The organism is Kordiimonas lipolytica (assembly GCF_042651265.1).
Taxonomy (GTDB): Bacteria; Pseudomonadota; Alphaproteobacteria; order Sphingomonadales; family Kordiimonadaceae; genus Kordiimonas; species Kordiimonas lipolytica.
In genome coordinates this window covers 97,303-110,484 of the sequence record NZ_JBHSCR010000036.1, presented here as the reverse complement: position 1 = coordinate 110,484, position 13,182 = coordinate 97,303, and the positions used below count along the sequence as shown (strand labels likewise).

General features: G+C 56.4%; 16 protein-coding genes. 3 read left to right on the top strand and 13 right to left on the bottom strand.

The features are described 5' to 3' along the window. Nucleotides 1-105: 105 nt before the first annotated feature. From era to folK, 8 genes are all read right to left on the bottom strand, one after another. Nucleotides 106-1,023 carry a GTPase Era gene (gene era / locus ACFO5Q_RS18635; protein WP_068144375.1) on the bottom strand — a complete coding sequence of 306 codons (918 nt, stop codon included), beginning with the start codon at nt 1,021-1,023 and terminating at the stop codon, nt 106-108. After that, a complete protein-coding gene (rnc, locus tag ACFO5Q_RS18630) occupies nt 1,023-1,685 on the bottom strand; it encodes a ribonuclease III (RefSeq protein WP_068144379.1) in 663 nt (220 codons plus the stop codon). Before rnc ends, era begins: the two co-directional genes overlap by 1 nt. Before the next feature lie 10 nt (nt 1,686-1,695). Continuing rightward, nucleotides 1,696-2,433 (bottom strand): pyridoxine 5'-phosphate synthase, encoded by a 738-nt coding sequence (locus ACFO5Q_RS18625; RefSeq protein ID WP_068144382.1) that lies wholly within the window; start codon nt 2,431-2,433, stop codon nt 1,696-1,698. Nucleotides 2,434-2,451: 18 nt separating this feature from the next. After that, a complete protein-coding gene (locus ACFO5Q_RS18620) occupies nt 2,452-3,006 on the bottom strand; it encodes a DUF2062 domain-containing protein (RefSeq protein ID WP_068144385.1) in 555 nt (184 codons plus the stop codon). Between the two features lie 33 nt (nt 3,007-3,039). After that, nucleotides 3,040-3,621, bottom strand: a complete 582-nt coding sequence (gene pyrE / locus ACFO5Q_RS18615; RefSeq protein ID WP_068144389.1) for an orotate phosphoribosyltransferase — start codon at nt 3,619-3,621, stop codon at nt 3,040-3,042. Nucleotides 3,622-3,728: 107 nt separating this feature from the next. Beyond that, the gene (locus tag ACFO5Q_RS18610) at nt 3,729-5,867 is read right to left on the bottom strand and encodes a RelA/SpoT family protein (protein ID WP_068144392.1); all 2,139 of its coding nucleotides are present in this window, start codon (nt 5,865-5,867) and stop codon (nt 3,729-3,731) included. A gap of 166 nt (nt 5,868-6,033) precedes the next feature. Further along, a complete protein-coding gene (gene rpoZ / locus ACFO5Q_RS18605; RefSeq protein WP_068144395.1) occupies nt 6,034-6,345 on the bottom strand; it encodes a DNA-directed RNA polymerase subunit omega in 312 nt (103 codons plus the stop codon). Nucleotides 6,346-6,466: 121 nt separating this feature from the next. Further along, nucleotides 6,467-7,045, bottom strand: coding sequence for a 2-amino-4-hydroxy-6-hydroxymethyldihydropteridine diphosphokinase (gene folK, locus ACFO5Q_RS18600; RefSeq protein WP_068144399.1), 579 nt, complete (start codon nt 7,043-7,045; stop codon nt 6,467-6,469). 148 nt (nt 7,046-7,193) lie between these two features. Here folK and ACFO5Q_RS18595 point away from each other — a divergent pair, with 148 nt between their 5' ends. Further along, nucleotides 7,194-7,787 carry a LabA-like NYN domain-containing protein gene (locus tag ACFO5Q_RS18595; RefSeq protein WP_068144404.1) on the top strand — a complete coding sequence of 198 codons (594 nt, stop codon included), beginning with the start codon at nt 7,194-7,196 and terminating at the stop codon, nt 7,785-7,787. A 75-nt stretch (nt 7,788-7,862) separates the two neighbouring features. Beyond that, nucleotides 7,863-8,507 (top strand): uracil-DNA glycosylase, encoded by a 645-nt coding sequence (locus tag ACFO5Q_RS18590; protein ID WP_068144739.1) that lies wholly within the window; start codon nt 7,863-7,865, stop codon nt 8,505-8,507. Between the two features lie 120 nt (nt 8,508-8,627). Here ACFO5Q_RS18590 and ACFO5Q_RS18585 read toward each other — a convergent pair whose 3' ends face one another. Beyond that, a complete protein-coding gene (locus ACFO5Q_RS18585) occupies nt 8,628-8,867 on the bottom strand; it encodes a hypothetical protein (RefSeq protein WP_068144406.1) in 240 nt (79 codons plus the stop codon). A gap of 149 nt (nt 8,868-9,016) precedes the next feature. Between ACFO5Q_RS18585 and ACFO5Q_RS18580 the strand changes: the two genes are divergently transcribed. Then, nucleotides 9,017-9,802 carry a cyclic nucleotide-binding domain-containing protein gene (locus ACFO5Q_RS18580; protein WP_068144409.1) on the top strand — a complete coding sequence of 262 codons (786 nt, stop codon included), beginning with the start codon at nt 9,017-9,019 and terminating at the stop codon, nt 9,800-9,802. Here the strand turns inward: ACFO5Q_RS18580 and smpB are convergent. The 4 genes from smpB to ACFO5Q_RS18560 all read right to left on the bottom strand — a co-directional run bounded on the left by smpB (nt 9,799) and on the right by ACFO5Q_RS18560 (nt 13,166). Beyond that, nucleotides 9,799-10,293: an SsrA-binding protein SmpB gene (smpB, locus tag ACFO5Q_RS18575; protein ID WP_068144412.1), complete on the bottom strand. Its 495-nt coding sequence runs from the start codon at nt 10,291-10,293 to the stop codon at nt 9,799-9,801. The genes ACFO5Q_RS18580 and smpB overlap by 4 nt on opposite strands. Before the next feature lie 5 nt (nt 10,294-10,298). Further along, nucleotides 10,299-11,189, bottom strand: coding sequence for a 4-hydroxy-tetrahydrodipicolinate synthase (dapA, locus tag ACFO5Q_RS18570; RefSeq protein ID WP_068144415.1), 891 nt, complete (start codon nt 11,187-11,189; stop codon nt 10,299-10,301). A 161-nt stretch (nt 11,190-11,350) separates the two neighbouring features. Then, nucleotides 11,351-12,670 (bottom strand): methyl-accepting chemotaxis protein, encoded by a 1,320-nt coding sequence (locus ACFO5Q_RS18565; RefSeq protein ID WP_068144418.1) that lies wholly within the window; start codon nt 12,668-12,670, stop codon nt 11,351-11,353. Further along, nucleotides 12,648-13,166: a PAS domain-containing protein gene (locus ACFO5Q_RS18560; RefSeq protein WP_068144421.1), complete on the bottom strand. Its 519-nt coding sequence runs from the start codon at nt 13,164-13,166 to the stop codon at nt 12,648-12,650. The genes ACFO5Q_RS18565 and ACFO5Q_RS18560 overlap by 23 nt, the downstream gene beginning before the upstream one ends. Nucleotides 13,167-13,182: the final 16 nt, after the last annotated feature.

Sequence of the window (13,182 nt, the reverse complement as noted above, 5' to 3'; positions counted from 1 at the left end):
CAAAGGAATCCGCGAACACAAATATTGGAATTGCAAAGATGGCAACAAGCACGAAAACTTTTGCCACTATGTTTGTAAATTTCCAGCGCGTCACTTTTAGCCGCCCTATTCGACGAAATCGAGGCCCATGTCCTGATACATGGTGCGGTCTTCGGCCCAGCGTTCGGTCACGCGCACATGCAGGAACAGATGCACCTTGCGGCCGAACATCTCTTCAAGCTCTTCGCGCGCCATCTGGCCCAGCGTCTTGAGCATGGTACCGCCCTTGCCGATCACGATACCCTTCTGGGTTTCGCGCTGTACGTGGATGACCTGCTCAATCCGCACGCTGCCGTCCTTGCGCTCTTCCCATTTTTCGGTCTCAACCGTGGTGGCGTAAGGCAGTTCGTCATGCAGCCGCAGGAACACCTTTTCGCGCGTTACTTCAGCGGCCAGGATACGCATGGTTACGTCCGCCACCTGGTCTTCCGGGTACATCCACGGGCCCACAGGCGCGCGTTTGGCCAAAAACTTCTTCAGGTCAGCCACGCCGTCGCCATTGATGGCCGAGATCATGAAAATCTCATCGAACACGCCGGTCTCGCTGAGCTCCTGCGCGAGCGCGAGGAGGCTGTCACGTTTGACCGTATCGATCTTGTTGATCGCCAGATGCACGGTGCGGCCTGCCTTTTTAAGCGCCTCGATGATCTTCTCTACTTCTTCATTGAGGCCCTTCTTGGCGTCAATCAGCAGAACAGTTTCCTCAGCGTCCTCGCTGCCCTTCCAGGCGGCGTTGACCATGGCGCGGTCAAGCCGGCGCTTGGGCTGGAAAATGCCCGGTGTGTCAATAAACACCAGCTGGGCGCCCAAGTCTTCTTGCATTGCGATGCCTGTGATGCGCGTGCGCGTGGTTTGCACCTTATGGGTCACAATCGCCACCTTGGCGCCAACCATGGCATTAAGCAGGGTGGATTTACCCGCGTTCGGTGCACCGATCAGGGCAACGAACCCACAGCGGGTTCCTGGTGTAGCCGTTTCGGCCATTATCTTTCTCCTGTAAGCGTCGCCAGCAGCTCTGCTGCGGCGGCTTGTTCGGCCTGGCGCTTGGCACTGCCCTGCGCTGTCGCCGATCCTTTGTTCTCGACTGTGGCTTCAATGGTGAAAACCGGGCTGTGGTCAGGCCCTGACCGATCCACCGTTTTGTAGAATGGCAGCGGCAGGCTTCGGGCCTGACACCATTCCTGAAGCTGGGTCTTGTGATCCTTGTGCACACTGGGGCCTTCCTTCATCAGGGGCGCCCAGTGCTTGCGAATGAATTTGTCCGCCACCTCAAACCCGCCATCCAGATACATGGCGCCGATCACGGCTTCAGTGACGTCCGCCTGAACGGCTTCCTTGGTGCGCGTGCCTTCGGCTTCCGCGCCCGGCGTCACCTTCAGTGCATCAGCAAGGCCAAGGGTGCGCGACATCTCAGCCAGCGTTTCCCGGCGCACAAGCGCTGTGAAGCGGCGGTTCAGCTTGCCTTCCGCCTCGCCTGGGAACGCCTCAAGAAGGAGCGTCGCAACAGAAAGCCCTAAAACCCGGTCCCCCAGGAATTCAAGCCGCTGATAATTGTGCGATCCAGACAGCGAAGGGTGTGTCAGCGCTTCTTCAAGAAGGCTGGGACTGGTGAAGGTATAGTCTGCGATGGTCTTTTGAATACTCATATATCTCTTTTTACGCGCGGGCTTCGTCCATCAGGCGGCGCATTTCCTTAATGGAGGCTTCAAGGCCGTGGAAGATGGCTTCCCCGATCAGGAAGTGGCCGATATTCAGTTCCACCAGCTCCGGAATTGCTGCAATGGGCTTGACAGTATCATACGACAGGCCGTGCCCTGCGTGTATCTCAAGCCCTTTGGCCGCGCCATAGGCAACCGCACGGCGGATGCGCTCAAGCTCTTCGGCTTGTGGTTCTCCAGTGAGCTCACAGTATGCGCCAGTATGCAGTTCTGTTACTGGCGCACCAAGTGATACGGCAGCGTCCAGCTGTGTTTCATCCGGGTCGATAAACAGGCTTACCCTGCAACCGGCCTTGTTCAGTTCGTTCACATAGTGTTTCAGCCGGTTGTGTTGGCCAGCGACATCCAGCCCGCCTTCTGTCGTCAGTTCCTGGCGTTTTTCGGGCACCAGGCAGACGGCATGTGGCTTATGGCGAAGCGCGATCTCCAGCATCTCTTCCGTGGCCGCTATTTCCAGATTGAGCGGCACGGACAATACGTCAGAGAGTGTGGCGATATCTTCATCCGAAATATGCCGGCGATCTTCGCGCAGGTGCGCGGTAATACCGTCCGCGCCTGCCAGAACCGCAAGGCCTGCCGCGCGCACCGGGTCCGGGTGGCGGATACCGCGGGCGTTACGAATGGTTGCCACATGGTCAATATTGACCCCGAGACGAAGTCTGCTCTTGTTACTCATTTGATGCCTCTGCGTCGCCTACCGCGACTTCTTTGCCTGTCGTCTGTTTAGTCTTGCGGCATGATAGCCCGTCAGCAGCCCTTTAAAAGAAAAATAGAAAAGAAGCCACACAACGATTGCCACCGGCACGCCCCCTACAAGTAACGGAAACACGACCGGCAGGAAAGCAGAGAGATAGGTAACCGGATCACCCAGCAGCGCATCCCAGTTCCAGGCCGGGATTTCGGCAACCACGGCATCCCCCAGGATCAGGCCGCCTACCTGCCCGGTCAGCGCAAAAATGAACGGGAATGTCCAGGGATTGCCAATTGCTGTCCCGATCGCCGATGCCAGCAAATTGCCCCTGACAAGCCAGGCAACGGCAAACCCCATGAGGAAATGGAGGCCAAGGAACGGCGTGAAAGAAACAGCCGCGCCAGACGCCACCCCGGCTGCAATGCTATGCGGCGTGCCCGGCAGGCGCGCAATGCGGTGCCAAAGATACTGACCGGCGCGCTTGAGCCCCGAGCGCGGCCAGAGCCAGCCCAGGAGCTTCTTCCACCACGGCAATTGATGGCGGCGCCGAAACAGCATGTCGGTCTACTTTCTCTATGCCCCGAAAGGCAGTTATGATTTCAGGCCACGACTACCCGGCTTGACGGCAGGGATGGCTTTCAACTCTTCCGGCAGGTCTTCCGGCTTATAAGTTGGTGCGTCGATGGTTGCCAGCGCCGTGATCGGCGCGCCAACGTCAGCCCGACCGCCAGAGCGGTTGATCAGACAGCCAGCAGCCACAACATTACCACCAGCAGCGTTAATGGTTTCAATACATTCGCGGGACGACAGGCCAGTGGTGATAATGTCCTCCATCATCAGGATACGCGCGCCCTGTGGCAGGTCGAACCGGCGAAACTTGAACTCGCCTTCAACGCGTTCACAGAAGATGCTGTTCACACCCAGTTGGCGGGCGACTTCATAGCCCACGATCACGCCCCCCATTGCCGGGCTGACAACCAGGTCGATCTCTACCCCTGTGGCTTTCAGCTTTTCAGCGAAAGCGGCACACAGGCGGCCCGCACGCTCAGGGTTCATCAACACCCGTGCGCACTGCAGATAGACAGAACTGTGGAGCCCGGAGGACAGTTTGAAATGGCCTTCAAGAAGCGCGTCCGCCGCGCGAAATTCGTTCAAAACCGCTTCCTGGTCCATGGCTCAAGCTCCTGTTTCCGGCGAATGTAAAAATAGCTATAGCGCGGATAGTGCGCGCGTGGCCGAAGGTCAAGCAATTTCAGGCTTTATGCGGCGAAATGACAGCCTTATCCGATTACCCGGTCCACGCGGCTGATTACACGGCTGACCCGAAGCGCACGGCTAATGTCATTGAGATGTTTCACATCGCGCACTTCCACATCCACAACCATCACATAAAATTCCGGGTCGCGATCCGGGATCTCGAGGTTCGAGATATTACCGCCACCCTTGGAAACCGTTGCAGCAATGCTTGCAAGCGCGCCGCGTTCGTTGACCACTTCAAGGCGAAGACGGCCCGTGTAGAAGGCACCGTCGCCCTCGCCGTCTTCCCAGCGTAGGTCCAGCCAAAGGTCCGGGTGGTCATCATAGTGGCTCAGCGTACTGCAATCGATGGTATGGATTTCCGCTCCCTTGCCCGGAACGCGAATACCCACGATCCGGTCCCCGCGTACGGGGTGGCAGCATTCAGCAAAATGAATGGCGGATTCCTGGTTAATACCGGAAATGGGCACTGCATTGCCGCCCGTTTCCTCCCAGTCGTGGTGAACTTCCGGCAGGCCTTCGCCGCGGGCATCTTCCTTGAAGCCGGGGAATGCCGCGCGCAGGATTTCCTCTTCCGTCAGCGTGCCCTGCCCCACCAGCGCATAGAGCATGTTCGCGTCATCAAGATTCAGCACCTTGGCCGCCTGTTCGATCACCCGGTCAGAGAAATCAAGGCCATTGCGGCGACAGGCTTTTTCAATCAGCGTGTGGCCAAGCTGGCCGTATTCCACCTTGCGCTTGTGCTTGACGTGGCGGCGGATGGCAGACCGTGCCTTGCCGGTGATCACGAAGCTGTCCCAGCGCGGCGATGGCGACTGGCCTTTGGACGTCAGAATCTGAACCTGGTCACCGTTCTGCAACTGGTGCCTAAGCGGCACCATCCGGCCATTGACCTTAGCGCCAACGCAGTGGTCGCCCACTTCCGTGTGCACCGCATAGGCGAAATCCACCGTGGATGAACCGCGCGGCAGGGAAACCAACTCCCCTTTCGGCGTGAAACAGAACACCTTGTCCTGGAACATCTCAAGCTTGGTGTGCTCAAGGAACTCCTCGGGATCATTCGTATGTTCCAGAATTTCCAGAAGTTCACGCACCCAGCGGTACTGTGAACCCTCAACCTGTTCGGCGCCCTGCTTGTACTGCCAGTGCGCGGCCACACCGATTTCAGCCTGCTCATGCATCTTGTGGGTGCGTATCTGGATTTCCAGCCGGTAATTCTGCGGGCCGATCACCGTGGTGTGGATAGACCGGTAGAAATTTCGTTTCGGGGTGGAGATATAGTCCTTGAAGCGGCCCGGCACCATCGGGAACGTCTGGTGCACAACCCCAAGCGCCCTGTAGCATTCCTCAACGTCATCCACCTTCACACGGAACGCCATGACATCAGACAACTGCTCGAAGGTGATATTCTGGCGCTCCATCTTGCGCCAGATGGAATATGGTCGCTTTATCCGTCCGCTGACCTTGGCCTCGATGCCCTTATCCTTCATCAGGTTGCTCAGGGCCTCGACCATGTCTTTTTCAAGGTCCGGGCTTTCCTCAATCAGATAATGCAGGCGGGCATTGATTGATTCCATCGCTTCCGGGTCAAGATGCTGGAACGACAGATGCTCAAGCTCGTCCTTCAACTCATGCATACCGATCCGCTCGGCCAGCGGCGCATAGATTTCCAACGTCTCAAGCGAGATACGACGCCGTTTTTCAGGCTTTTTGATGTAGAAAAGCGTGCGCATATTGTGCAGCCGGTCGGCCAGCTTCACCAGAAGCACGCGGATATCGTTCGACATGGCCAGCAGGAATTTACGGAAGTTTTCCGCCTGCCTGAGGCTTTCGGTCTGCATCTCGATTTTCGAGAGTTTGGTCACCCCGTCAACCAGTTCAGCAACCTTGGGGCCGAAGAGCTCTTCGATCTCTTCGATGGTGGCGACCGTGTCTTCAACAACGTCATGGAGAAGTGCTGTGGCGATGGTATTGCCGTCCAGCTTCATGTCCGTCAGGATGCCCGCAACCTCCAGCGGATGCGAAAAATACGGGTCCCCGGACGCGCGTGTCTGCGTGCCATGTGCTTTCATTGCAAACACATAGGCCCTGTTAAGCAAGGCTTCATCGACATTCTTGTCGTAGGCCCTGACCTTCTCAACAAGCTCAAACTGACGGATCACGCGTTCTTCTCACTTCGTCTTTTACACAACACCGAATAGACAGAAATAATGGTTCTGGCGGATTAATCCAGCCCTTATTCAGCCTTAGCCAACATCGGTAAAGCAACCATAAAAAAAGCCCGACCATGTGGCCGGGCTTTTTGGGTATTCCGTTTTTGGAAAAGGCTTATTCCGCGCTGTCTTTCTTCGCGTCGCCATCTTCCATACCGGCCATCAGAATGGACATATCCACTTCTTCCGGCTCGTCGGATTCTACTACTTTCCTGAGGCCGTGGATCACTGATTCCATCAGGTCATCAGCCACGACTTTTTCTTCCGCGATCTCGCGCAGGGACACAACGGCGTTCTTGTCGTTGTCGCGCTCAACCTCAAGCGGAGCACCGGAAGAGATTTGACGGGAACGCTGTGCAGCAGCGAGCACCAGATCAAACCGGTTGGTTACTTTATCAACGCAATCCTCAACGGTAACGCGAGCCATGCTTTATTCTCCAATTCTTCTGTCCGCCGGTACTGGCTTCAGCCGTCCGGCATACGAGCGCCCGCTTATACAGGCGCCACCCGCCCCTGTAAAGCTTGGAATCACTATAATCGCAATCAACTTATATGCCAGCAGCAATTTGTTTGACGCCAACACAGAGGCCCTGCTGCCGCATGCTCAACAAAAGCTCACTAACCGTTTGTTTTAAAACAGGATGCTGCCAATTCGGGGCTATGTCGTTCATTGGCATAAGCACGAAGGCGCGTTTGTGAGCGCGCGGGTGCGGCACCATGGGTTCTTCGGTATAGGCCGCTGGGTCTTCGCTTTCTGCCAGGGCCGTCCAGCCCTCAAGCGACGGCAGCACCATGTCACCATAGCTGATCAGGTCAATATCAAGTGTGCGGGCGCTCCAGCGTGCGGCGATCATCCGGCCATAGTCGGCTTCCAGCCTCTTGCAAATGTCAAGGAGGTCATCAGGGTTCAGGCTTGTCTCAATCAGCACACAGCCGTTCACAAAATCGGGCACGTTTTCGTCCCCATCAAGGGTGACAGCTTTTGTCCGGTAGATTGGGGAAACTGCAAGCATCTTGCCTGCACGAATTGCAAGATCGGCAATTGCGGCTTTGATTGTATCGGCAGGCTGACCGGCATGTGACGGCAGGTTTGCCCCAACGCCTAATACGACTTGTTGCTTTGACATATGCTCCCCCCGGAAAAGTTGCTGGAAAGGGTCAATTATTCAACCCAAATTTACCAAAACTTAAGCCCCTGATAGCATGATCAAAGCATAGTTTGTACGCGATTTTGTTGCTTGGTGATTTTTAAATTTTTAAGCGATTGGACCTCTTATGATTTTCTATCCAGAAGAGCGTCTCGGCCTATTTATCGACGGCGCCAATCTTTACGCTACTGCCCGTGCTCTCGACATGGAGATCGATTATAAAAGCCTAAGGGCGCATTTTTCCGAAAAAGGCCGCTTGGTGCGCGCTTTCTATTACACAGCTATTCTTGAAGACCAGGAATATTCCCCGCTCAGGCCGCTCATTGACTGGCTGGATTATAACGGCTTTACGCTGGTGACAAAACCCGTGAAGGAATTCACGGATGAACATGGCCGCCGCAAGATCAAGGGCAACATGGATATCGAAATCGCGGTTGATATGCTGAATATCTCTGACGCGCTGGATCATGTTGTGCTTTTCTCCGGCGACGGCGATTTCCGCCGCTTGCTGGAAGCCATCCAGCGCCGGGGCGTGCGCGCCACTGTCGTCAGCTCGAACAGGACCCAGCCCTCCATGATCGCAGATGAACTGAGACGTCAGGCCGACCAGTTCGTTGACCTGGAGAACCTGCGTGATGTGATCGGGCGCACGTCCGGCGGCAACTCGCGCCAGCCCGACACGCGCAAAGCTTATGAAGACCTTCAGGTTGAAAGCACCTGACGGACAGGCTAAAGTCCCGGCCAACCAATGATCAAGGCGGCTTTGGCCGCCTTTCCTGTGTCCAGAGGCCCGCCAATGCCCCGATATCCCGCTGAACCGAAACCTAGCTGCAGCCGCTGCCCGCGCCTTGTGGCCTTCCGGCGCAAGAACGAGCGCGCCTTCCCAGACTATTTCAATGGCGCGGCACCCAGTTTCGGGCCAGAAGGCGCCCGCGCCCTGATCGTGGGCCTGGCACCAGGGCTGCACGGTGCCAACAAGACAGGCCGCGTATTCACGGGCGACGCGTCAGGCGAGATGCTGTTCAGCTGCCTGCAGGAAGCCGGGCTCACAACCGGCCAGTTCGAGAATGACCCCAAGGACGGCTTTGACCTGGACGGCATCATGATAACCAACGCTGTGCGCTGCGTGCCGCCAGAGAACAAACCGACGGCAGCTGAGGCCGCCAAATGCCGCCCGTTCCTGGAAAGCCGCATTAGGGAACTGCCAAACCTGAAGGCTTTGTTTGCCCTTGGGAAAATTGCCCACGATGCCACGCTGCGCACGCTCGGGCTGAAGCTTGCGGACTATCCGTTCGCGCATCAGGCGGTGCATAGCTTGCCGAATGGCCTGACACTCATCGATAGCTATCACTGCTCACGCTACAACGTGAACACCAGGCGGCTGACGCGGGAAATGTTCCTGGCCGCCCTAGCTGACCTGAAGAAGGCGGCAAACCTTTAGCCTTATGGTCAGGCCGGACATAGCCTGCATCAATAGGAAAGCGGCGGTGCAATGGGGGCTACACCGCCGCTCTTACTCGGAACGGATACTCAGAACTTCAGGAGGAAAGCGACGACGGCCTCAAGCCGCCATCACTTCATTCGCTAGTTCGGACTGGCTGGAGAGCCAGGCTCCGACCTTATCAAGCACATCCCGGGGGCCCATATGGGCTGCGGCCCCAGGGCCTGCAACGACGGGGAAAAGGCTGGCGGCCGTCGCCGCGTCACCGCTTTCCACCGCCATGATCAACGCCCGAGTGAGATTTGGGCGCATGGCTGCAATGGTGTGTGCATAAGTCCGGGGGAGGATATAATCTGCCATTGCTTTTACCTTTGTCGTTCTAGACGACTCAATTACACTATAAATTCCTTAATTTTCAGATAAGACCACAAGATATGGTATTTTCTGCACATTTACCGGTGGTAAAAAACAAGGTAGAATCCCCCAGAGAGGCAGGATAAGGAGGCCGTATGACCGTCCAACCTTCAAGCATGGGCGAACAAGTCACCTTCAAGAAGGGGGACATCATCTATGCGCAGGATGACGACAGCACCGGCGTATACATGATTCTGGACGGCCAGATTGATATCTGGCGTTTTGAAGGGGAAAACAGTCACCATATTGCGGCGCTTGGCAGCGGCGAACTGCTTGGTGAAGTCAGTGTGATTGAGAAGAAGAAGCATTCGGTGACCGCCCGCGCCTCGCGCGACACCATCGCGCTTTTCATCACTGCCGAAGCCTTCCGCAAAAGCTTTTCCGACCCCCTTGTGCGCCATGTTGTGCACACTTTGGCAAACCGGCTCAGGAGCTCCTACGCCATCCAGAGCGCAATCCAGGAAAAGACGGACCAGCCAGCCCAATATAAAAGCAAGCACCCCATCATTGAGGGGGAAAGCCGCCTTGTCGCCGACAAACTGCTGACCTTTACGGAAGTGAAGGAATTCCCCTTCACCGTCGGCAATATCTCAAGCAAGAGTGATCATGCAATCGTGGGCGCCGTAACGCTGAAGGTGCCGCTTAATCACACGCCAGAGCTTTCAGACAGTCATTTTGAGGTCATCAAGCGGGACGGCAGCATCTGGATCAGGGATCTGGGCAGCCAGCACGGCACCATGGTGAATGGCCAGAAACTGGGGAAATATACGCTGAATGCCACGGCGAAACTGAAAACAGGCTGGAACCACGTGTCTGCAGGCGGGCCTGAAAGCCCTGTCAAATTCCTGATAACCGTGCCACCCGGGGCGGGTGACGCCTAGCCGTTTTCCTTCATCAGGCGGGATTTCTGGCGCGCCCAGTCACGCTGTTTGACGTCCTCACGCTTGTCGCGGACATTCTTACCCTTGCCAAGGCCGATCAGGATCTTGGCCCTGCCCCGTTCTGTAAAATAGACCTTCAGCGGCACAAGTGTATAGCCCTGGCGCTGGACCGCGCCCGCAAGACGGTTGATCTCGCGCCGGTGCATCAGAAGCTTCCGCGGCCTGCGTGGCTCGTGATTGAAGCGGTTGCCGTGGGAAAATTCAGGGATATGGGCGTTCACCAACCACAGCTCGCCATCTTTTTCTTCGGCGTAGCTTTCGCGGATGTTGGCTTCACCGTTCCGAAGCGATTTCACTTCGGTGCCAGATAGCACGATCCCCGCCTCATATTCGTCTTCTATATGATAAAGGTGCCGCGCCTTGCGGTTATCCGCCGCGACACGATTTGGCAGGGTTCCGCCCTTTTTCTTGTTTTTATTCTTGCCAGCCATGTGGGTTATCCAAGCGCTACAGTCTCAAGTTCGAGATCATGCAGAATTGCATCCAAAGTCGAACGAAGCGCTTCCGTGGCCGGCAACAGCGGCAGGCGAACCATATCGGTGCCGATGCCCCGTGTTGAGCAGGCATATTTGGCCGGCGCCGGGCTTGGTTCTGCAAACATGGCGCGGTGCAGCGGCATAAGCTTGTCCTGGATGGCAAGCGCTGTTTTATAGTCACCCGCCAGGCAGGCTTCCTGCATTTTCGCACACAGGCTTGGGGCCACATTCGCAGTCACGGAAATACAGCCCACGCCGCCCATGGCGTTAAAGCCGTGCGCCGTGGCATCTTCGCCGGACAGTTGAATGAAATCCGGTCCCATGGCAGCGCGCTGGCTGGCGCAGCGGTCCAGATCACCCGTCGCATCCTTCACACCAACTATCCGCGGCAACTCAAAAAGCTGTGCCATCGTGTCAGTGGCCATGTCCACCACAGACCGGCCGGGAATGTTATAGATGATGATCGGCAGATCAGAGGCGTCATGCACCGCCTTGAAGTGGGCATAAAGGCCAGCCTGGCTTGGCTTGTTATAGTAAGGCGTCACGACAAGCGCACCGTCGGCCCCAACCTTTTCGGCGTGTTTGATCAGCCCGATGGCTTCCAGCGTGTTGTTTGAGCCCGCACCCGCGATCACCGGCACGCGGCCACCGGCGGCTTCCACACAAAGCTCGACCACCAGCTTGTGCTCGTCATGGCTCAGCGTAGGGGATTCACCCGTGGTGCCCACAGGCACAAGCGCGTGGCTGCCTTCCTTGATTTGCCAGTCGACAAACTTCTGGAACGTGTCACCGTCAACTTTACCGTCTGCCGTAAAGGTGGTGATTAGCGCTGGGATTGAGCCTTTAAACATACCGATGGCCTTTTACTGTAAAAAATCTCGGCGCACCCTAACGCCGCGCAGGTCAAAGGGCAATAGGCAGAAGGCACCCCCGGCTTGCAAAACCACGCATTTTATCTCCTGCAAAAAGCAAGTTTTGCTTTTTGCAGTCAACAAAGCCGTCAGGTTAGCCGTTAGCGCTGCAGGTAGGCGTCCAGTTCCTGCAGCAACGCGTCTGATTCCGCCGACAGGCGCTCGGTCGAAGAACGGAGTTGTTCTGCGGCCGTTCCCGTCTTCTGGGCATCAACAGATGCTTCCCTGAGATCATGGCCCAAAGAACTGGTCATGGTGAAGGCGGATTGGGCATGTTCGCTGATCTCCTGCGTGGCCGCATTCTGCTCGCTCATGGTTCCTGCCACGATACCAAAGCTTTCGTTCATGCTCTCAATGGTGTCTGTGATTTTCCGAATTGAGTCCGCCGCATTTCCTGCTGCTTGCTGGATAGCGCCGATCTGGTCGGCAATATCACCGGTGGCCCGCCCTGTCTGGGACGCCAGCGCCTTTACCTCGCTTGCCACGACGGCGAAACCTTTGCCAGCCTCCCCTGCACGCGCCGCCTCAATGGTGGCATTCAGGGCAAGAAGGTTCGTTTTGTCCGATATTTCCTCAATCAGGCGAATGATTGACGTGACCTTGTCAGACGCCACAACCAGATCCTGAACGATCTGTTCCACATTTGTTGCCTCGTCCACGGCAGACTGAATATCAGAGGATGACATCGACACCCGCCGGCTAATCTCATTGATGGAGGATGTCATTTCCTCCGATGCTGCAGCCACCGATTTTACGGCTTCCTCTGCCCCCAGAACGGTGTTGTTGGCCGCAGTGCAGCGACTTGAAGATTCACGTGCCGTATCCGCAAGCATCTCCACCGCAGCCCGCATTTCCGACATGCTGGCCACAACATTTCGCACATTGCCGCTGAATTTTTCAGTGATTGCCGCTGATGCCTTCTGGCGTTCATGCATCGCGTCAAGGGCACCATTGATAACGCCTGCCTGATGCCTGAATGCGCCACCAAAACCGGTTCGGCGCACCTGGCGGTAGTAAAGATCATCGCGGACGAATTCCATCGCAGCCCCTGCTTCGCGAATGAAGGCGTCGGACATATCAATGAAATCGTTCACCTGATGCCTGAGTTCGCAAAAGGCTTCGTTTGCATCTTCCTGAAGAGGAACCCTGCTTTCAAGGTCGCCGCCCGTGACCTTTGCAAGCGTATCTGTGACGGCGGCCATCTCCCGCTCATATTGCTCACACTGCCGGGATTTTGCCACAAGGGCTTGCGCCACGGCCCAAATGGGCGACAGGGCCTCCGCCTCGCCACCTTCAGGAAGCGATATATTGGTTTCCCCCGCACAAACAGCGCGACAGACATCCATCAGCGTGTCCAGCTCGGGGCCGCTGATCTTGCCTGTAAGCCCCTCTTTCGGGTTAAATCGAGAAAATAAATTCATCGTAGTTCACCCCTTTTTCCTGCAGCCACTGTTCCAGAAAGTGACAGCTTGCCTGAATACCGTCTTTTCGGCGGTCGGATTTGGCCTCAATTTTGAGCATTTCGTCGTAAATCGGCCGGATGATGTCGAGCGCGGCTTTGCGCGGAGCGCGCCTGTTGGAATGATACCCAACCGCCTGCCCGGACTGGTCGAAACTGGGCGTCACATGGGCGAGCACCCAATAATAGTCGCCGCTTTTTGTGCTGTTGATAACGTAAGCGAAGATTTCCTTCTTTGCCTGCAGCCGTGTCCAGAGCATCTCGAACACGCCCCGCGGCATAGCCGGATGACGGATGATGTTGTGGGGGCGTCCGATCAATTCATCTTCGGCATAATCTGCAATGGAACAAAACAGCCGGTTCACATAAGTGATCCGGCCCTTCAAGTCAGTCTTGCTGACGATGATTTTGTCTGTGTCGAAGACACGTTCCTCGCCAGGATATTTTCCGGATGTCATGGGTATCTGCTTCGCC

What these genes read in the sequence shown, in the direction of transcription:
- ACFO5Q_RS18590 (WP_068144739.1), top strand. Translation starts at nt 7,863, where the DNA reads ATGCCCCGATATCCCGCTGAACCGAAACCTAGCTGCAGCCGCTGCCCG.
- smpB (WP_068144412.1), bottom strand. Translation starts at nt 10,293, where the DNA reads ATGGCTGGCAAGAATAAAAACAAGAAAAAGGGCGGAACCCTGCCAAAT.
- folK (WP_068144399.1), bottom strand. Translation starts at nt 7,045, where the DNA reads ATGTCAAAGCAACAAGTCGTATTAGGCGTTGGGGCAAACCTGCCGTCA.
- rnc (WP_068144379.1), bottom strand. Translation starts at nt 1,685, where the DNA reads ATGAGTATTCAAAAGACCATCGCAGACTATACCTTCACCAGTCCCAGC.
- dapA (WP_068144415.1), bottom strand. Translation starts at nt 11,189, where the DNA reads ATGTTTAAAGGCTCAATCCCAGCGCTAATCACCACCTTTACGGCAGAC.
- ACFO5Q_RS18560 (WP_068144421.1), bottom strand. Translation starts at nt 13,166, where the DNA reads ATGACATCCGGAAAATATCCTGGCGAGGAACGTGTCTTCGACACAGAC.
- ACFO5Q_RS18565 (WP_068144418.1), bottom strand. Translation starts at nt 12,670, where the DNA reads ATGAATTTATTTTCTCGATTTAACCCGAAAGAGGGGCTTACAGGCAAG.
- rpoZ (WP_068144395.1), bottom strand. Translation starts at nt 6,345, where the DNA reads ATGGCTCGCGTTACCGTTGAGGATTGCGTTGATAAAGTAACCAACCGG.
- ACFO5Q_RS18580 (WP_068144409.1), top strand. Translation starts at nt 9,017, where the DNA reads ATGACCGTCCAACCTTCAAGCATGGGCGAACAAGTCACCTTCAAGAAG.
- ACFO5Q_RS18595 (WP_068144404.1), top strand. Translation starts at nt 7,194, where the DNA reads ATGATTTTCTATCCAGAAGAGCGTCTCGGCCTATTTATCGACGGCGCC.
- era (WP_068144375.1), bottom strand. Translation starts at nt 1,023, where the DNA reads ATGGCCGAAACGGCTACACCAGGAACCCGCTGTGGGTTCGTTGCCCTG.
- ACFO5Q_RS18620 (WP_068144385.1), bottom strand. Translation starts at nt 3,006, where the DNA reads ATGCTGTTTCGGCGCCGCCATCAATTGCCGTGGTGGAAGAAGCTCCTG.
- ACFO5Q_RS18585 (WP_068144406.1), bottom strand. Translation starts at nt 8,867, where the DNA reads ATGGCAGATTATATCCTCCCCCGGACTTATGCACACACCATTGCAGCC.
- ACFO5Q_RS18625 (WP_068144382.1), bottom strand. Translation starts at nt 2,433, where the DNA reads ATGAGTAACAAGAGCAGACTTCGTCTCGGGGTCAATATTGACCATGTG.
- pyrE (WP_068144389.1), bottom strand. Translation starts at nt 3,621, where the DNA reads ATGGACCAGGAAGCGGTTTTGAACGAATTTCGCGCGGCGGACGCGCTT.